We start from the raw sequence: 18,397 nt of genomic DNA, 5'->3' as shown, positions 1-18,397 counted from the left end.
GTTAATTGAGAGCTATGTTAGTTATAAATGTAACTGCCATCTTCACGTAACGAAAATAGCACAGGTTCATTATCTGCATCCGTAATTCTAAGTTGGATTAACTCACCTGTTGTCGCAATATAAAATGACATGATTTGTCCAGGTCTGACCCGGGTAATATATTGTGGCCGTAATGCAATTAAATCATGCAGTGTTGCAGAAGGAATATCGTATTGACGGAAAATACGATAAACAGAATCGCCCTTGCGGATCACATGGGCACGCCATTCTCCGTCGATATCTTCAGGGTCGAGTAGTTTAATTTTAACTGACCGCGGGGTATTGTTGGTTTGATTCTGTCCTAGGCCGGCTTTATTTGCTACATTTTGCGTCGGTTCGACCGTCAGCGTAATTGATTTTCGTGCGCTGGTTCCGGCTTGGCTGTTGGCTGTATCATTTGTTGCTGGCAGCATAAGTAATACCACGACAGTCAGTAATAACGGTGGCAGTAATTTACGGTGAATACTTGGTAGTGATGCATACGCGTTACGTAACAGCTTGACGCGTATTGTTAATGATGGAAATAATAATTTAGTTTTTTCGATAAGAGAATATAATGAACGGCTCCCCATGATTAATCTCCTGTCATTTGTGTTTTTAATCGGATTTAGAGCTAACTAAAGTCGCCTTAGATAATCACAATATTGGCGGGTTATAGTTGAAATAACTATCTATAACTCACTTAAGTAACACAATTTGTTGTTATTATCTAAGATAATTTTATTGCGCGTTTTATCATAATATAAATGCTGAAAAATAGCATATGTTGTTTCGCTTTTGATTGTGAAATTTTTATTTATTTTAAATAACAGGAATCTTGATGACTGACGTTATTGATATGAGCTTAGAAGGTGTCGAAGAACAACCGCTGAGGGAATTTACCGAGCAAGCATATTTGAATTATTCCATGTATGTGATCATGGATCGTGCCTTGCCTCATATTGGTGACGGATTAAAGCCAGTTCAACGGCGTATTACCTATGCTATGTCTGAGCTTGGCTTGCATGCGGGGGCTAAATATAAGAAGTCAGCGCGTACTGTTGGTGACGTATTAGGTAAATACCATCCCCATGGTGATAGTGCTTGTTATGAAGCTATGGTGCTAATGGCACAACCTTTCTCTTATCGTTATCCATTAGTCGACGGTCAGGGTAACTGGGGTGCGCCGGATGATCCGAAATCATTTGCGGCAATGCGTTATACCGAAGCTAAATTATCCAAGTTTGCAGAAGTATTATTAGGTGAAGTTGGTTTGGGTACGGTTGACTGGTCACCTAACTTCGATGGCACCATGAAGGAGCCACAATTATTACCTGCACGGTTACCACACATCCTGTTAAATGGTGTGACTGGTATTGCGGTTGGTATGGCGACGGATATTCCACCGCATAATGTACGCGAAGTGACGAATGCGTGCTTACATCTGATTGATAATCCGAAAGCAGAATTGTCAGAATTGATGGCTTATGTGAAAGGTCCTGATTACCCGACTGAAGCGGAAATTATCACCCCAGAAAAAGACATCGCCAAGATCTACGAAACCGGTAAAGGCAGCATTAAAATGCGCGCGGTATTCACCATTGAAAATGGTGATATTGTGATCAGCGCGCTGCCACATCAGGTTTCTGGTGGTAAGATTTTAGAGCAAATTGCGGCGCAAATGCAGGCCAAGAAGTTGCCGATGGTGGTAGACTTACGGGATGAGTCGGATCACGAAAATCCAACCAGGCTCGTCATTATTCCTCGTTCTAACCGTATTGATATCGAGCAGTTAATGGCGCATTTATTTGCCAGTACTGATCTTGAGAAAAACTTCCGCGTTAACTTGAATATGATCGGTTTGAATGAGAAACCACAAGTTAAAGGTTTAAAGAAAATATTATCTGAATGGTTGGTATTCCGCCACAGCACGGTGCGTCGCCGTCTGCAATTCCGCTTGGATAAAGTACTGTCACGTTTGCATATGCTTGATGGTTTATTGATTGCATTCTTAAATATTGATGAAGTGATTGATATTATTCGTAATTATGATGATCCAAAAGCGGAATTAATAAGTCGCTTTGATTTGTCGGTTAAACAAGCTGAAGCAGTATTAGAACTAAAATTACGTCATTTAGCGAAACTAGAAGAAATGCGTATTCGTGGCGAGCAAGGTGAGTTAAATACCGAGCGTCACAAACTTGAGCAACTGTTAAGTTCAGATCGCCGACTAGCAACCTTGGTTAAAAAAGAATTAATTGCGGATGCCGAGAAATTTGGTGATGAACGTCGTTCACCGATCATCGAGCGTAAAGAAGCGAAAGCCTTAACCGAAAAAGAATTAATGCCAAATGAAGCCGTGACCGTGGTGTTATCGCAACAAGGCTGGGCACGTTGTGCTAAAGGCCATGATGTTGATGCCAAAGGACTCAGTTATAAAGCCAGCGATGGTTATAAAGATGCCGCAGAAGGACGCAGTAATTGTCCTGCGGTATTTATTGATTCGAGTGGTCGTTCGTTTGCACTTGATGCACACACATTGCCTTCTGCACGTAGTCAGGGTGAGCCATTAACGACCCGATTTACTTTAGCGGCTGGGCAAACCTTTGTTCATGCGCTGATGGCGGATGATAGTCAGCAATACTTACTCAGTTCTGATGCGGGTTATGGTTTCATTGGCAAGTTCAGTGACATGATCAGTCGTAATAAAAATGGTAAAGCATTATTAACCTTACCTGCGGGTGGTTTAGTGATTGAGCCACAAGCCGTGACAGATATAGCCACAGACCATTGTTTAATTATCTCTAACGAAGGCAGGATGTTGATATTCCCGCTATCGTCATTACCATTATTATCAAAAGGTAAAGGTAATAAATTAATGAATATCCCATCCGCACGGGTTAAAAGCCGTGAAGAATTTGTGCAAATGCTGACAATTGTGCCGGAAGGACAGTCGGTGACACTTTATGCGGGTAAACGTAAATTAACATTAAAACCGGCTGATTTAGAACATTACAAAGGTGAACGTGGACGTCGTGGCTTCAAATTACCACGCGGATTACAGCGTGTTGATACGTTAGAAGTCGTGGATGAATAATTCAGCTAACGCTTGTACACTGAGTATCGGCTAGGTATACTGCTGCCATGTTAAAAGAGGGTTACAAATGTTATTAATTAGTCGTTTAATCTTGGTCTTACTATTCATGATCTATTTACTGATCATGAGTATATTACGCTTTAGTTTACAGCCTCGTCATCCAAAACACGTGGCGTGTGTGGCGCGAAACTTCTCTCGTTTGGCTCGACTTATGGGCGTTAAACTAATCGTCCGCAAACCTGCCGATTTAAATGATGGTGGCCCGTATGTATTTGTTGGTAATCATCAAAACAATTTTGATTTGATCACCATGACGGCAGCAGTACAACCAGGTACTGTATCAGTCGGCAAAAAAAGTTTAGTTTGGGTACCTATCTTTGGTTTTGTTTATTGGCTGTCAGGTAATATCCTGATCGACCGTAATAATAAAAGCAAAGCGGTCGGTACTATTTCTGCTGTCGCGGATCGTATTCGTAAAGGTCACTTGAGCATTTGGATGTTTGCCGAAGGTACGCGTAGTCGTGGCCGTGGTTTATTACCGTTTAAAACCGGCGCATTCCACACTGCAATTCAAGCGGAAGTACCGATTGTGCCAGTGTGTTGTTCGAATACCCATAACAAGATTAAATTAAACCGCTGGGATAATGGCGAAGTAATTATTGAGATCATGGCACCGATTCCAACGGTGGGATTAGAACGTAGTTCGGTAAGAAAGTTATCAACAGACGTACATGCGATCATGAAAAAACGTATTGACGAACTATCTGTCGAAGCAAGAGACGCTTAATTAAATGTAATTATTAACCTTAATAATACCTAGCTGAATTTAAGGTAAATAATTTTTGATTAATAGTAAAACGCCCATCACAATTGCATTGTGATGGGCGTTTTTATTTATGCTATTTATTATCGTAACTATTTATTGGCGACTTATTTATTTGCGTAGTAAACAGCGAACTTAGATGATTTTATTTGTAATAAACAATGCCCAAAACTTGCTTCGATAATTTCTGGGTATTTAAGGAAGCTATTTGCGACTAACACTAAATGGCCGCGTGGGTTGATGTAACCATTGGCTTCTTTTAAGAATGTTTCAGTGCTTGCGTAGTGAGTTTTCAAGCCAGCGTGGAACGGTGGGTTTGAAATTATATAATCAAACGTGCCACTAACATCAGAAAATACATCAGAAAGGTAAGCTTGACCGGCTAATTCATTCGCCGCTAAGGTTAATTGACTCGATTTAACCGCAAGCGCGCTCACATCTGTCATTTCAACTTTACTTGTAGGGAAACGCTTAGCGATATAACTACCGATAATACCGGCACCACAACCCAGATCAAGCACACGACCGGATGGTTTCTTGTGTAAGTTATTAAGTAGAATTTTACTGCCCGTATCCAGCTTACCATGGCTAAATACGCCCGGTAATGTACATACTGTTAACTCAATGCTATTCACTGTGATAGGGAATGTTGTAACCCAATCATCTTGAACAAATTTAGCCACTGGCTTATTTAGTTCCGTTACAAACAGCGAGCTGCGACGTGCTGCATCTAGTTTGTTACAAATATCGCCATACGGGGCAAAGAATTTATTGGCACTGCGAATACCGGCATTGTTTTCACCGACCATGAAGATCATCGCGCCATCTTCAAGATGTTCGGTGATGTTGGCTAATAGATATGTTACTTCTGCTTTTGATTTCGACATGTAAATCAACGCAACCTGGTGTTTCTTAACGGCTTTATATTCAGTCGAACAATGGTTATCAATATTGCTGACGTTATCATAATGTAGTTTAGCGGAATAATCGTAGCTGAATAACGTCACTTTTTTTGCTACTTTAGCTAATTCTGTCGGGTATGTATCTTCGATGTAACCCGCAATCAACAGGTCTTTATCTTCAAAATATGCAGTATTACGTTCGAGTAATTGACTGGCTAGGGTATAACTATTGCTGATCATGGGGCTGGGCTCTTTACTTAATTTGGTCGAAGATTTGGTCGGAGAGTATATACCCAAACTACTTCAATATCTTCCCCTTTCGGTTTGTAAATTGCACATTCTATCAGACGTTTGGCTATGGCTTTGCCTCGTGGGATTGGCGGTTTGATGTTGCTTATACATGATCTCGCTTGACATTTTGTGGTGAATGGAGAATTATTAAACGATAAATAATAAACGCTTAAATGTTTTTTCATCTAAATGAGAACGTCACATGCTTACTTTAAAACGAAAACAAGATAAACAAGGCAAATTAAAGCCAGCGTAGCATGTGATTCGAGAACAAATAAATCCCTATAGAAACCTCGACCGCAATTTATGTATTCGAGGTTTTTTTATAATCGAAATGGAGTTTCTATGAGTGTTAACTCACCGGTCACCGATAAAGCAGCAATGAAAGCATTACTTAAAGGCTCAATTGTTGCTTTGGTTACCCCGTTTAAAAATAATAAAATTGATGAACCAGCATTACGTAATCTCGTTGACTGGCATGTAGAACAGGGTACGCATGGTATTGTTGCTGTGGGTACCACTGGTGAATGTCCAACACTATCATTAGAAGAGCATTGCCAAATTCTTGATATCGTTGTTAGCCAAGCTGCAGGCCGTTTGCCGGTTATTGCAGGCGCGGGTTCAAATAATCCAACCGACGCGATCATGTTATCTAATCATGCACAAGCTGCCGGTGCTATCGCGACGTTACATGTGGCTGGTTATTACAACCGTCCTTGTCAGGAAGGTTTATTCCAACATTTTAAAGCGATTAACGATAATAACGACCTGCCTATCATAGTTTACAATATCCCTGGTCGTGCGATTGTCGATATCCAGCCTGAAACGTTAGCGCGTATGGCGGAATTGAAAAATGTGGTCGGTATTAAAGATGCAACAGGTGATCTGTCGCGTCCTTGGTTAGAGCGTCAATTAATTAAAGGTGATTTCTCTTTCCTTTCCGGAGATGATTGCACCACCGTTGCTTATAATGTATCTGGTGGTAACGGTTTGATTTCAGTGTCTGCAAACGTAGCGCCAAAACTGTATGCACAAGTGCAGGAATTAACGTTTGCGGGTAAATATAATGAAGCGAGAGAATTACAAGATCGCTTGATCACGCTGCATAACTTAATGTTTAAAGAAACTAGCCCAGCAGGTGTGAAGTACGCTGTGTCGTTGTTAGGCTTGTGTGAACCTGAGTGCCGTTTACCTGTTATTGAACTGACCCAAGGTACCAAAGACGCCATTCGTGCTGCTATGGTTGAATTAGAGTTGATTTAAGCTTGATGATGTAAGATTTTAGAAGTAATGAAAACGGCGAGCTTAGCTCGCCGTTGTTGATCTTAACCGATAAACATATCGACTAGCGATAGCCACCTTTTACTGCGCGTATTACGTAGCTGGTGTTCGAACTTTCTGGGGTTGTTAACGGCAGCTCTGTACCATCAGAAAAATTAATGACACGTGATACGAGGTGGTCATAGTTTGCATTAATACTGCTGCCTTTGAATGGTGTACTTGAGTAATAAATACTTGATACAGTATTCGGGAACAGCGTTAAGTTAATTGTTGGTGCAGCGCAACTTCGATCAACCAAAGAACCTAACTCTTTAATATTGGGTAGTCGCCAGCCTGAAATATTATTCACCTCATAAGATGCCGCTGCGGATAGCGCATCTCCCCAGTCGAGATAATTTTCAGCACCAGAACTCGAACAAGAATTCGTACCTGAAATATACGTTTGGCCAAGGGTACATTTAGCCCAAATCAGACTGGTTCGTAAATCGGTTACTGTGCCATTGAGATTATCAATAAATTCGAATGTTGAATACTCTGGGTCTAATAGAGGGTCACAGTTCAAGTTAACGGGATCAGATGCTGCAAAAACATTTGTAGAAAGCAGCGTTGAACTAATAAGTAATAGTATTGATTTTTGCATCTTGATTGCTACTCCTGCTAATCTGTTACGGTTGAGTTATCAGAATTTGGATTAAAAAATTCAGCGGGAACATTACTGCTGACCACTAAAACTTTGTGGTGTTCTCTTTTATTGCAGGTTTGGACTGCGCCATTTTCCAGGTTGATACACCAGGCCAGTCCTTCGGCGCCTTTTACCGATGAACTGGTCCAGTAGAGCGGATCCTGTAGGCTGTTATTTGCAATAACACAGTCACCTGCGGGGCAGTCAAAAAAGGTTTCATCAAGGCCGTGTTTATTCGCTACCAGATCAGCATAATCAGTCACTTTTTCATAATTAATGATACTTCTTAACTGCTCAACGGTAGGTACAACCCAGTTGCTTTGGCCGCAAATTTTTAAGAAATTTGTTTCATTGGCATAGCTGCCAGAGGAACAATATAGATCAAAATCTCTGCCAGTAAAGCCGCTATTGTAACCACAATTGCGGTTTGCGAGGAGGTTATCTTCGGGTATAAAAGCACCATTATTCACTATACCATTTTGCCAACCAGGCCCTACCCCAGACAAGGCTGAAGCTTTCCAAGGATAGGAAAAATTGGAAGCTTGATAACGACGAGCATCAGCCATTTGATAATTAGCTGGAAGAGTTGGATCAGATTCGACATTAGTCAGCGTATTATAAGTCGATTTAACTTGCCAGGTTAAGCCAGTAACCTCGTCTTTAACGCATGAATGATTTGTGCTACTTGCCGATAATGCCATACCATTATCGTGCATTTTTACAAAGCGGAAGCCTGCTTTGCCTTTATATTCTGAATCACTTGGATTTACGTCAAATGCGTTTTTATAAAGTTGTTTTGTATCATCTTTACTATCGCCAGTATCCGGCTCTGTTGCTGCAGAATTGATGATGATATCAAGACCATAAGCTGCATCTTGTTGCTTGTATTGATCATTCGTTTGAGTCTGTATATCGAAAGAGCTGCCGTCAGAGTAATTTGTAATGCCAGTGTCATTGAGATAAACATTGCCTGAGATGAGCAGATTAATTGTTGCTGGTTCACCGGTATTACCGGTAAACGTTAATGACAGCGTTCGCGCATCATATACATCATCTTTTTGATAGGTGGTGATAGTGAGGCTAGTAGTGGTTGAACCTTTAGCAAACGTTAACGTTGATGCATTGCTGATGGTGTAGTCTTCGCTTGTGGCAGTGCCGACAATGTCAATATCGTAGATAACGTCAGCATCAGCTGTTTTATCTAAGTAATAATTAAAAGTGAATGTCTGACCGCGTTGAATAATTTTTGGTGTGAAGTCACCTGATGCAGTGTAAGTGGTATCACCTGAACTATCACCTGAACTATCATCGGAGTTATCACCAGAACTATCACTAGTATTATCGGAAGTATCCCCTGTGCTATCACTATTATCACTACTTACCGTGTCTAAGTTATCACTACCGCAGCCCGTTAAACCGAGAGACAGCAGTAAAATAGCTAAGAAACTTAACTTTTTTAAGTGCATACAAAATCCTTATTATTGCTACAACAGTAATCCGTTACTGAATAATTGTGCTTTATTGTTGGATAAAAAACATATCGACAGACATTGTTATCAATATGTTAATTTAAAGCCTGTGTCACGATAGTACCTATAATTTAAACGACTGAGAAGTACAAATTGTCATAAATGATTAGAATTATTGTATTTATGGGTAATTAATCATGATTTTTCATTATTAACAGTGTGGTTATTGTTGGTTTATTGATAGAATACACGAATCAATAATGAGTATTTAATTGCTTTTACCGTTTTAGTTGGGTCGATATGAACTTAAGAGATTTAGAATATTTAGTCGCGTTACAAGAATTGAAACATTTCAGAAAAGCAGCGGAAAAATGCTTTGTTAGTCAACCGACACTCAGTGGTCAGATCCGTAAATTAGAAGATGAACTGGATGTTATCTTGATTGAACGTACCTCAAGAAAAGTATTGTTCACCCCTGCCGGCGACCAAATTGCTGATCAAGCGCGTACCGTATTATTAGAGTCGAAAGCGATTAAAGAGATCGCTAAGAGTTATGCAAGCCCGACGGCAGGGGCAATTCATATTGGTCTGATCCCAACCGTTGCGCCGTATCTACTGCCACTGATTGTACCATCGATGAAGAAACAGTTTCCTGATTTAGATATGTTCTTACATGAAAACCAAACCCATGAACTATTAAAGCAGTTGGACGAAGGTGAGTTGGATTGTCTGTTATTAGCGTATTTACCAGGTATGGAAAAATACGGTAATATTGAGTTATATAAAGAACCATTAGAACTGATTATTCCTAGCTCACACCGTTTTAAAGGCCGAGATCGGGTTGATTTATCGGAGTTACGTGGCGAGAAGGTATTGATGTTAGAAGATGGCCATTGTCTACGTGATCAAGCGATGGATTACTGTTTTACCGCGGGTGCTGAAGAAGATCAAAGCTTTAAAGCGACGAGCTTAGAAACACTACGTCATATGATTGCAGCAGAAGCGGGGATAACGTTATTACCACATCTGGCTATCCCGCGTAGTCGGTTCACGGAAGGTGTTGAATATATTAAATTTGTTGAGCCAGAACCGACCCGTAAAATTGTTTTATTGTATCGTAAAGGTTCAGTAAGACGTCCGTGTTTTAACGACATCGCAGAAGTGATCAGCAAACAAGTTACTGCAACGATAGTTTAGCTAAACTATTGAAATAAATAGCCTAGCACAGTTGTAGATATAAAAATGGCGCTACTTTTAACATAAAGCAGCGCCATTTTTCATTGACGTTATGTTAATACCAAAGCTTAAAATAAATCATCGAGTGATTCACCCGCTTCTTCACTGTACTCATCGAGTTGATCGAATGACGAATCCGCATCTTGATTATTCACATACTCGGTTGGTTCAGTGCCTTTAATAAAGTACTCAAAACGCGAGGTATAATCGGACTTGTGGGTTAATAACCCCGATTCACGATCGATACGTACTTGAACAATATTTTCCGGCAGTACATTCGGACGCTGTGGTATCCCTTTTAGCGCTTGTTTCATGAACTCAATCCAAGCTGGTTGCGCTGTTTTAGCGCCCGCTTCACCACCACTAATCTGGTCTGTACCTAGGTTGATATTACGGGTAACACGCCCTAATTCACGGCGATGGTCATCGAAGCCTATCCAGCTAGTGGCAGACAAACCTGGATTAAAGCCCGAGAACCAAGCATCTTTTGCTGCGTTTGTGGTCCCTGTTTTACCACCGATATCGCGTCGTTTCAGCGCTGCCGCTGCACGCCAGCCCGTACCGTTCCAACCGGTTTTATGACGCCAATCGCCGCCCCCCCAAATAACGCTAGCCATCACTTCACGCATTAAAAATGCATTTTGCTCAGTGATAACTCGGGGTGCTAATCGTTGCGAACTATAAGGTGCGATAGCACATTGTGCTAGTGCATCACCTTCGATTGATAACCAATGCTCAACGGTATCCATGCCGAGTGCGATTTGTTTTTCACATGCTAAACAGGCTTGTTTTGGCGTCGCCTGGTAAATTAACTCACCCTTGGCATCTTCAATACGGTCAATAAAGTAAGCTTCTACTTTAAAACCACCATTGGCAAACGTTGCAAAGGCAACCGCAACATCTAACGGCGTCATCGATGCCGAGCCCAGAGCTAGTGACTCATCACGTGGTAACTTGGCTTTATCAAAACCAAATCGTGTCATGTAGTTAATGGCGTTATTTAAACCGACTTGACGGAATAAACGTACCGACATAACATTTTTCGACTGTGCTAGGCCTAAGCGTAAACGCGTTGGACCATTGTATGTTGGCGGTGAATTTTTTGGTCGCCACGCTGTACCTGCACGTTCATCCCATTGGTTAATCGGCGCATCATTGATTAGCGTTGCGAGTGTTGCCCCTTGCGCTAAACCTGCTGAATAGACAAATGGTTTGATGTTTGAACCAATTTGACGTTCGGCTTGGGTGACACGGTTAAATTTACTGTGTTGATAATTAAACCCACCGACTAATGCTTCAATCGCACCGTCATTAGCATTAATGGCAATAAAAGCAGAACTGGCGTCCGGTATCTGACCTAACATCCACTGCGCTGGTTCAGTTGTTGTTGTTGTTGTTGTTGTTGTTGTTGTTGTTGGCATTGGACGTAGCATGACAATATCACCGGCATTCACAATTTCGGCTGCAGTTTGTGGCGCTGGGCCTTGCTTCTTATCCGAAATAAATGGACGCGCCCATTTTAAACCATCCCATGTAACAGTGACCTGTTCGCCATTAGCCAGTAATGCGTCGGCAGTTTGCTCTGTTACTGCCGTGATGACTGCAGGCTGTAATGGTCTATAGCTTGCTTTATCTTTAAGTATTAATAATAGTTCTTCGTTACTCAGCACCTCATCATTAGTCCAAGCCTTGCCCAATGGACCGCGATAGCCGTGGCGTAGATCATAATTAAGTAAATTATTAATGAGTGCTGTGGTTGCTGCTGTTTGACGATCACTGTGCACTGTGGTGTAGACATTTAAACCTTGTCCATAAGCTTTATCTTCACCGTAGCGATTGATAACCTCAGTACGCACCATTTCGGCTAAATAAGGTGCGGATAAATCGATTTCAGCACCGTGATACTTTGCCGTAATCGGCGCATTATTGGCTTCTTCAAACTGTGTTTGAGTAATATATTTTTCGTCTAACATCCGTAATAATACGATATGACGACGGGCTTTCGCGCGTTTAGGTGAGCGAATTGGGTTTAATGCTGACGGTGCTTTTGGTAAACCGGCAATGATTGCTATTTGCGCCAGTGTTAATTCGTCTAACGCCTTGCCGTAGTATACTTGCGCTGCAGCGCCAATACCAAATGAACGATAACCGAGTGGGATCTTATTCAGGTATAACGTCAAAATCTCATCTTTGGAAAGATTTTGTTCGATATGCCAGGCTAAAAAGATCTCTTTAATTTTACGAATAAAGGTTTTCTCTCGGGTTAAAAAGAAGTTTCGAGCAACCTGTTGGGTAATGGTACTCGCGCCTTGCTTGCGCTCACCAGTCATGATCATGACCGTGGCTGCACGGACAATACCGATTGGATCTATGCCAGGATGGGTATAAAAACGATTATCTTCGGTGGCCAAAAATGCGTTGATCATTAATGGCGGCACATCATCAATAGCAATAGGGATACGGCGTTTTTCACCAAATTGAGAGATCAGTTTGCCATCTTGGCTAAAGACTTTCATTGGTGTTTGCAGTTGTATCGTTTTTAATGACGTGACATCTGGTAATTCTGGCTTGATATAGAAATATAGTGCAATGATGCTCCCTACACCGAGCAGTCCGCTAACTAATAAAAATACGGATAATCGTTTAATCCATTTCACAATAGTGCCCACAATAATTTCTTAATAATCGATCATTATATCTCTGTTTTGTGAAATAGTACGAGTTCTTTATGATAGACCTCAGAGATTTAAGTCTGTATGCTTTGCTGGTAACAAAAAATTAACAAAACACAATCATTGTTATTACATAGAGTTGAAGATCATTATGCTAAAGCTGTTTAAAAGGAATCAGACAGTGGCAATGATCGGAGTTGATTTTGGATCATCTTCCGTAAAAGCCCTAGCGCTGTCTAAGCGATCGGAACATTATGTGGTAGATATGGTATCAGAGGTTGCAACGCCAAAAGGATGTGTCGTTGATCACCAATTGCAAGATATAGAAGCATTAACGAATGTGTTGCAACAGGTGCGTCAAGATTTTCCTTTCCGTTATAAACAAGCTGCTACAGCCGTATCTGGCACCAATGTTATTACGAAAATTATTTATGTTGATACTGATCTTTCCGGCCCTGAGTTGGAAATGCACATCGAGTTGGAAGCGGAAAGTTTAATTCCTTTCCCGCTTGATGAAATTAGTCTCGATTTTGAAATATTAGGTATCAATGACAATAACCCAGGTAAGCACAATGTGTTATTAAGTGCGACGCGCACGGAAAGTGTCACCTCGCTAGCTGGCTGTCTCGAAGAGAATGACTTTATCCCCCAAATTGTGGATGTGGCTGCGCATGCATTAGCGCGATCTCACGATTTGTATTTACGCTTGGCTGATCTGCAAGATGATAGCAAAGTGGTGGCCGCGATTGATATTGGTACCAACATGACCATTTTTTCAATGTTGCATAAGGGCGAATCTATTTATTCTCGGGTGCAAAACTTTGGTGGCGAAAACTATACGCGCATCATTAGCGAGCATTATACCTTGCAACGTGATGAAGCTGAAAAAATGAAACTCGCTCAACAGTTGCCACTGGATTACGATATTGATGTATTGGCGCCTTATATCACCGCATGCATACAGCAGATCCGTCGTAATGTGCAGCTGTTTACTAACTCTGGCACATTGCAGAAAATAGATATGATCACATTGAGTGGTGGTTCTGCATTAATCATGGAGCTGGCACAGGAAGTGGAAAGCGAGCTGGGCATCACCACCCGTGTTGCCAATCCTTTTGCTCAGTTTGGCTATGCGGAAGAGGTCGAAGATAAAGAACGTTTAATCGCTAACGGACCCCGTTATATGGTCGCGCTTGGTTTAGCTATGAGGGCGTTTTAATGTCAAATATTAATCTTTTACCGTGGCGCGACGCGGATAAAAAATACCGACAGCAACGCTTTTTCACGTTAAGTGGGATTAGTATTGGTGCGACCTTGTTAGTCATGATCATGCTGAATATGGTGATTGGCGGTTTTATCGATAATCAAAAACAACGCAATGCCTTGTTAATGCGAGAAATGCAAGTAATCGATGTTAAATTAGGTAAAATCAAAGAGTTACGTGGGCGTAAAGATAAGTTGCAAGAGCGAATTGATTTAATTCAAAGTTTACAGCGTAGTCGCAATACCCCCACACAGTTAATGAATACCCTGCCCCAATTGGTACCAGCGGGTGTAAACCTGGCAAAATTAACCTTTAAAAATGACATTATTAAGATTAATGGCACCAGTGATTCGAATACCCGCCTGGCGGTATTACTGCGCAACATTGAGGAATCAACTTGGCTTAGAGATGGTAACTTAGACTCTATTATTGCCTTATCGGCAGCAGAGGGTAATCGTTTTGAAATGCGGTTCTCGGTAACACCTATGGCGACGGACGAGGGCAACTAAGATGAATCTACAAGAACTCAACGAACTTGATCTCGAAGACCTGGGAAATTGGCCGAAACCAGCCAAAATTGCCATTAATATTATTTGTTCAATATTAATTGCGGCGTTATTTTATTGGATGTTTATCGCGTCGTCGTTACAAGCACTGGAAAATATTGAAAAGAAAGAAGCAAGTTTAAAATTACAGTTTGAAGCAAAAGCCAGACTTGCAGGGAATTTAGGCTTATATACTGAGCAAATGTCCGAGATGGAAAATTTATTTAACCACATGCTTAAGCAGTTACCATCAAAAAGTGAGACCGCAGGATTACTCGATGACTTGAGTTATATTGGTCAGCATAACGGCTTGCAGTTGCGTCGATTTAAATGGTTAAAAGAAGTCAAACGGGACTTCTCTTATGAAGTACCGGTCAACTTAGAGGTAATTGGTACCTTTCATCAACTTGGTCAGTTTACCAGTGATATTGCTGCGTTACCAAGGATTGTAACGTTAGAAGATTTCACTATTACCAAACTGCAAGGGGAATTACTGAAAGTAAATATGATTGCCCGTACTTATCGTTATAAGGGGGATAAATGAAGCGCATAATTAGCCTAGTTTTTCTAACGCTGACGATAACCGGTTGTACTGCGGATAATCAGGATCTGGTGGATTACATTAATGACGTTAAAGGGCGTAAAACAGCCCTCGTTGAAAGTGTGCCGGATATGGAAAGTTTTGTGGCATTGTATTATTCGGAAACGGGGGCGCGTAACCCATTTTCTAATCCTCGTCCTGAATCGGTAAAAGCAGAAACTCCGTTCCCACAAAATTGTCCGCAGCCCAATTTTGCCCGGATTAAAGGGCCGTTAGAAACCTATTCGTTAGATAATTTAAATATGCATGGCACCCTCGGCAGTGAAAAGCACCTTTGGGGGTTAATAAGAGCAAGTACGGGAGAAATATTTCGAGTTTCACCGGGTGATTATATTGGACTTAATCACGGTGAGATACTCGACATAACCAAGAATTATATCGAACTGTCGGAGTTGATATTAACGGGTAAAGGATGTTGGCAAGTTCGCACAACTCAAATTCCTCTTAGCAGTCAAGGTAATAGTTAATAGCACCAAGACCACAGTTAAGCCATTTTCAGGGATGATGAAATGACTAAATCATATGTAAGATGTATCAATATCGTGAAAGTATTGGTTTTATGTACCACACTTTTATGCTCTGGGTTCAGTTTTTCTGAGCCACAATTAAAACAAATTCACTTAAACTCGTTAGCCGAAGGGCAGTTAGAGCTGGAGTTAGAATTCAGTGAAAATGTGGTTGAATATGCAGATAAACTCCAATATTCGCCGCATCAACTCGTCATCTTAGTACCAGATGCTAGTTCGACCTTGCTGCTCAACCCTGTCGTTATCGAACAAGGTAACGTGTTAAATGTAGCGGCAGAACGTGTCGATTTAGGCCTTAAAATTACTATCGCTTTAGATGAGCTAGTGCCATATCAAATTGTGCAAAATAACAACAGTTTAATTGCCACTTTTGGGGTGTTAAGCAGTGATGTTATTGTGCCCGAAGTTGCGGGCAGTACCACGAATAACGATACATTGGTGCTTGCCGTTGAACCTACTTTGGCAACCGCGGGGAATAGTTCAGTGTTGCCAGTCGCGTCTGTTATTGATCGTAATATTGATAACTTCGGAGTGCCTGCTGCCACTGTTAGCGCATCATTACTGGCCACCAAAGATGGCCGTCAAGTGACAGTGCAGTCACCTAAAATTGAAGATATCGTACCGATTGAGGACGATGGGGATGAAGATTTTAGTGGTTTTGTAAACCAAGTGCGTGGCATTGATTTTCGAACTGGTAATGACGGCAGTGGTAAATTAATTTTAACCATGAAAAACAGTTCGATGGCCGTTGATATTCAGCGTAAAGGTAACAAGTTAATCGCCGAATTTCATAGTACGGCTATTTTGAAAAAATTGCTCTATATTTTAGATGTAGCTGATTTTGGTACTCCGGTAACCACAATTGAAACTTTCCATGATGAAGGGGTAACTGCATTTGAACTAGACATCAGTGATGACTTTAATTATCGTTACGATCAAGCGGATAATATCTTTGTTATTGAAATTACCAAAAAAGATCCGGATGAAAAAACCAGTAAATATCAAGGACAAGTAATTTCACTCAACTTCCAAGATATTCCAGTGCGTACTGTACTGCAGTTAATTGCTGATTTTAATGAATTTAACTTAGTTACTACCGATTCCGTGAATGGTAATATCACCCTGCGTTTAGATAGTGTACCATGGGAACAAGCACTTGATATTGTAATGAAAGTGAAAGGTCTGAGTAAGCAACTCGAGGGTAATGTGCTGATGGTTGCGCCTGCTGATGAACTCGCCGCATTAGAGCGTCGTGATCTTGTCAGTAAGAAAGAAGTGGAAGATTTAGCGGAATTACATTCGGAGTTCATTCCGATTAGCTTTGCTAAAGCGGGTGATATAACAAAGCTTTTGTCACAAAAAGATTCCAGTCTGTTATCATCACGCGGTACGGTGAGTTTTGATGAACGTACTAACACGCTATTAATTAAAGATACTGCAACTGTAATTGCCAGTGTAAAACGTATTATTGAGGTGCTTGATGTACCAGTACGTCAGGTTATTATTGAAGCGAGAATGGTTTCTGTCGTGGATAATATTTCGGATGAACTGGGGATCCGTTGGGGTTTAAGCGGTAGTACTGACATTGGTAGCGGTTTTGGCTTATCATCGGGCTCTATTGAAGGTAATGACTCTTTGGCTGGAGGCAGTGTCCCTGCTATTGGAGATCGACTTAATGTCAATCTACCTGTCGCATCGCCTGCGGGTTCTATTGCGTTTCAGATTGCAGAGTTAGCCAATGGTCAAATACTTGATTTAGAACTCTCTGCGTTAGAAGCAGAACAAAAAGCAGAAGTGATCGCAAGTCCAAGAATTACCACTACCGACAAAAAGTCAGCGTACATTGAACAAGGTACGGAAATCCCGTATGTTGAATCAAGTTCGAGTGGTGCTACCACTATCGCCTTTAAAAAAGCGGTATTGGGTTTATGGGTGACGCCACACATTACTCCAGATAATAAAATAATCTTAGATTTGAAAATAAATCAAGATACCCGAGGTGAGGATGTGAAAACAGTGGGTGGTGAGGCTGTTTCCATCGATACCCAAGTTATTAGCACCCAAGTATTGGTTGAAAATGGCGAAACTATCGTATTAGGTGGTATATTTAAGCATGAAATTAAGAAAATAGTAACGAAAGTTCCGATTCTCGGTGATATCCCTTGGTTAGGTGTATTGTTCCGTAGTACCAAGAATATCAGTCAGAAACGAGAGCTACTAATCTTCGTTACTCCAAAGGTGGTAGTGGATACGATGTAACCTACCTTTGACAAAAGGCCGTAAAAACTATATAAATAGCGGTCTTTTTCTGCCTGAAATGTCATCACCTGGTTTTTTACCGGGTGTTGCTGATTTTGGCTGTTGCCAAAATGTCTCATCACTGGTTATTGTAATCAAGAGGACATTTTATAGGTAGGTCTGGTGCCCCTAAGAAAAAGGGTGTTATTACTTTAGATTTATTGAAGAGTTAAAATGGCTGAAAAACGTAATATATTCCTAATAGGCCCAATGGGCGCAGGTAAAAGTACAATTGGTCGTCAACTAGCTAGCCAGTTGCATTTAGACTTTATCGATTCGGATCATGAAATTGAACGCCGCACTGGTGCTGACATTTCATGGGTATTCGATGTTGAAGGTGAAGCTGGTTTTAGAGTTCGTGAGGCGGAAGTAATTGACGATCTAACACAAGAGCAAGGTATTGTGTTAGCAACGGGCGGTGGCTCAATTTTAAGTAAAGAAAGTCGTAACTATCTTTCTGCTCGTGGTGTAGTTGTTTATTTAGAAACAACTATTGATAAGCAGTTAGTAAGAACGTCACGCGATAAGCGTCGTCCTTTACTGCAAACTGAAGAACCTCGTGATGTTCTGGAAACATTAGCTGATGCACGTAATCCTTTATACGAAGAGATTGCTGACTTTACAGTTAAAACAGATGAACAAAGCGCTAAAATTGTTGCGAATCAAATTATAAAGTTATTAGATTTTTAAT

At 41.0% G+C, this 18,397-nt stretch carries 15 protein-coding genes; 10 read left to right on the top strand and 5 right to left on the bottom strand.

Features of this window, described 5'->3' with window-relative positions; all coding sequences use genetic code 11:
- Window positions 1-17 precede the first annotated feature (17 nt).
- Window positions 18-611 carry a LysM-like peptidoglycan-binding domain-containing protein gene (locus HRT96_RS07200; RefSeq protein ID WP_293154304.1) on the bottom strand — a complete coding sequence of 198 codons (594 nt, stop codon included), beginning with the start codon at window positions 609-611 and terminating at the stop codon, window positions 18-20.
- 248 nt (window positions 612-859) lie between these two features.
- Here HRT96_RS07200 and parC point away from each other — a divergent pair, with 248 nt between their 5' ends.
- Both parC and HRT96_RS07190 read left to right on the top strand, forming a co-directional pair.
- The gene (parC, locus tag HRT96_RS07195; RefSeq protein WP_293154302.1) at window positions 860-3,115 is read left to right on the top strand and encodes a DNA topoisomerase IV subunit A; all 2,256 of its coding nucleotides are present in this window, start codon (window positions 860-862) and stop codon (window positions 3,113-3,115) included.
- 67 nt (window positions 3,116-3,182) lie between these two features.
- Window positions 3,183-3,902, top strand: coding sequence for a 1-acylglycerol-3-phosphate O-acyltransferase (locus HRT96_RS07190; protein WP_293154300.1), 720 nt, complete (start codon window positions 3,183-3,185; stop codon window positions 3,900-3,902).
- A gap of 143 nt (window positions 3,903-4,045) precedes the next feature.
- On the opposite strand, the gene rsmC is transcribed toward HRT96_RS07190, so the two are convergent.
- A complete protein-coding gene (gene rsmC, locus HRT96_RS07185) occupies window positions 4,046-5,080 on the bottom strand; it encodes a 16S rRNA (guanine(1207)-N(2))-methyltransferase RsmC (protein ID WP_293154298.1) in 1,035 nt (344 codons plus the stop codon).
- A 396-nt stretch (window positions 5,081-5,476) separates the two neighbouring features.
- Here rsmC and dapA point away from each other — a divergent pair, with 396 nt between their 5' ends.
- Window positions 5,477-6,394, top strand: a complete 918-nt coding sequence (gene dapA, locus HRT96_RS07180) for a 4-hydroxy-tetrahydrodipicolinate synthase (protein ID WP_293154296.1) — start codon at window positions 5,477-5,479, stop codon at window positions 6,392-6,394.
- An 82-nt stretch (window positions 6,395-6,476) separates the two neighbouring features.
- Here dapA and HRT96_RS07175 read toward each other — a convergent pair whose 3' ends face one another.
- Both HRT96_RS07175 and HRT96_RS07170 read right to left on the bottom strand, forming a co-directional pair.
- On the bottom strand, window positions 6,477-7,052 hold the full coding sequence (locus HRT96_RS07175) for a DUF1566 domain-containing protein (RefSeq protein WP_293154293.1): 576 nt from the start codon (window positions 7,050-7,052) through the stop codon (window positions 6,477-6,479).
- A gap of 17 nt (window positions 7,053-7,069) precedes the next feature.
- The gene (locus tag HRT96_RS07170) at window positions 7,070-8,560 is read right to left on the bottom strand and encodes a DUF1566 domain-containing protein (protein WP_293154290.1); all 1,491 of its coding nucleotides are present in this window, start codon (window positions 8,558-8,560) and stop codon (window positions 7,070-7,072) included.
- Window positions 8,561-8,863: 303 nt separating this feature from the next.
- On the opposite strand from HRT96_RS07170, the gene oxyR reads away from it, so the two are divergent.
- Window positions 8,864-9,760 (top strand): DNA-binding transcriptional regulator OxyR, encoded by an 897-nt coding sequence (oxyR, locus tag HRT96_RS07165; protein ID WP_293129645.1) that lies wholly within the window; start codon window positions 8,864-8,866, stop codon window positions 9,758-9,760.
- Between the two features lie 107 nt (window positions 9,761-9,867).
- Here oxyR and HRT96_RS07160 read toward each other — a convergent pair whose 3' ends face one another.
- Window positions 9,868-12,468: a penicillin-binding protein 1A gene (locus tag HRT96_RS07160; RefSeq protein WP_293154287.1), complete on the bottom strand. Its 2,601-nt coding sequence runs from the start codon at window positions 12,466-12,468 to the stop codon at window positions 9,868-9,870.
- A gap of 190 nt (window positions 12,469-12,658) precedes the next feature.
- Here HRT96_RS07160 and pilM point away from each other — a divergent pair, with 190 nt between their 5' ends.
- From pilM to aroK, 6 genes are all read left to right on the top strand, one after another.
- Window positions 12,659-13,690 carry a type IV pilus assembly protein PilM gene (gene pilM / locus HRT96_RS07155; RefSeq protein ID WP_293154665.1) on the top strand — a complete coding sequence of 344 codons (1,032 nt, stop codon included), beginning with the start codon at window positions 12,659-12,661 and terminating at the stop codon, window positions 13,688-13,690.
- A complete protein-coding gene (locus tag HRT96_RS07150; RefSeq protein WP_293154284.1) occupies window positions 13,690-14,244 on the top strand; it encodes a PilN domain-containing protein in 555 nt (184 codons plus the stop codon). Before pilM ends, HRT96_RS07150 begins: the two co-directional genes overlap by 1 nt.
- A gap of 1 nt (window position 14,245) precedes the next feature.
- On the top strand, window positions 14,246-14,824 hold the full coding sequence (locus HRT96_RS07145; protein WP_112716735.1) for a type 4a pilus biogenesis protein PilO: 579 nt from the start codon (window positions 14,246-14,248) through the stop codon (window positions 14,822-14,824).
- On the top strand, window positions 14,821-15,348 hold the full coding sequence (locus tag HRT96_RS07140; protein WP_293154277.1) for a pilus assembly protein PilP: 528 nt from the start codon (window positions 14,821-14,823) through the stop codon (window positions 15,346-15,348). Before HRT96_RS07145 ends, HRT96_RS07140 begins: the two co-directional genes overlap by 4 nt.
- A gap of 42 nt (window positions 15,349-15,390) precedes the next feature.
- Window positions 15,391-17,667, top strand: a complete 2,277-nt coding sequence (locus HRT96_RS07135) for a type IV pilus secretin PilQ (protein WP_293154274.1) — start codon at window positions 15,391-15,393, stop codon at window positions 17,665-17,667.
- A 213-nt stretch (window positions 17,668-17,880) separates the two neighbouring features.
- A complete protein-coding gene (gene aroK, locus HRT96_RS07130) occupies window positions 17,881-18,396 on the top strand; it encodes a shikimate kinase AroK (protein ID WP_006031781.1) in 516 nt (171 codons plus the stop codon).
- The last annotated feature ends 1 nt before the right edge of the window (window position 18,397 follow it).

The sequence above is a fragment of the Moritella sp. genome, assembly GCF_013215705.1.
GTDB lineage: Bacteria > Pseudomonadota > Gammaproteobacteria > Enterobacterales > Moritellaceae > Moritella.
This window is presented reverse-complemented; position numbering and strand designations above follow the sequence as displayed.

Coding starts and splice junctions, on each gene's coding strand:
- HRT96_RS07200 (WP_293154304.1), bottom strand. CDS start 611: ATGGGGAGCCGTTCATTATATTCTCTTATCGAAAAAACTAAATTATTA.
- parC (WP_293154302.1), top strand. CDS start 860: ATGACTGACGTTATTGATATGAGCTTAGAAGGTGTCGAAGAACAACCG.
- HRT96_RS07190 (WP_293154300.1), top strand. CDS start 3,183: ATGTTATTAATTAGTCGTTTAATCTTGGTCTTACTATTCATGATCTAT.
- rsmC (WP_293154298.1), bottom strand. CDS start 5,080: ATGATCAGCAATAGTTATACCCTAGCCAGTCAATTACTCGAACGTAAT.
- dapA (WP_293154296.1), top strand. CDS start 5,477: ATGAGTGTTAACTCACCGGTCACCGATAAAGCAGCAATGAAAGCATTA.
- HRT96_RS07175 (WP_293154293.1), bottom strand. CDS start 7,052: ATGCAAAAATCAATACTATTACTTATTAGTTCAACGCTGCTTTCTACA.
- HRT96_RS07170 (WP_293154290.1), bottom strand. CDS start 8,560: ATGCACTTAAAAAAGTTAAGTTTCTTAGCTATTTTACTGCTGTCTCTC.
- oxyR (WP_293129645.1), top strand. CDS start 8,864: ATGAACTTAAGAGATTTAGAATATTTAGTCGCGTTACAAGAATTGAAA.
- pilM (WP_293154665.1), top strand. CDS start 12,659: ATGATCGGAGTTGATTTTGGATCATCTTCCGTAAAAGCCCTAGCGCTG.
- HRT96_RS07150 (WP_293154284.1), top strand. CDS start 13,690: ATGTCAAATATTAATCTTTTACCGTGGCGCGACGCGGATAAAAAATAC.
- HRT96_RS07145 (WP_112716735.1), top strand. CDS start 14,246: ATGAATCTACAAGAACTCAACGAACTTGATCTCGAAGACCTGGGAAAT.
- HRT96_RS07140 (WP_293154277.1), top strand. CDS start 14,821: ATGAAGCGCATAATTAGCCTAGTTTTTCTAACGCTGACGATAACCGGT.
- HRT96_RS07135 (WP_293154274.1), top strand. CDS start 15,391: ATGACTAAATCATATGTAAGATGTATCAATATCGTGAAAGTATTGGTT.
- aroK (WP_006031781.1), top strand. CDS start 17,881: ATGGCTGAAAAACGTAATATATTCCTAATAGGCCCAATGGGCGCAGGT.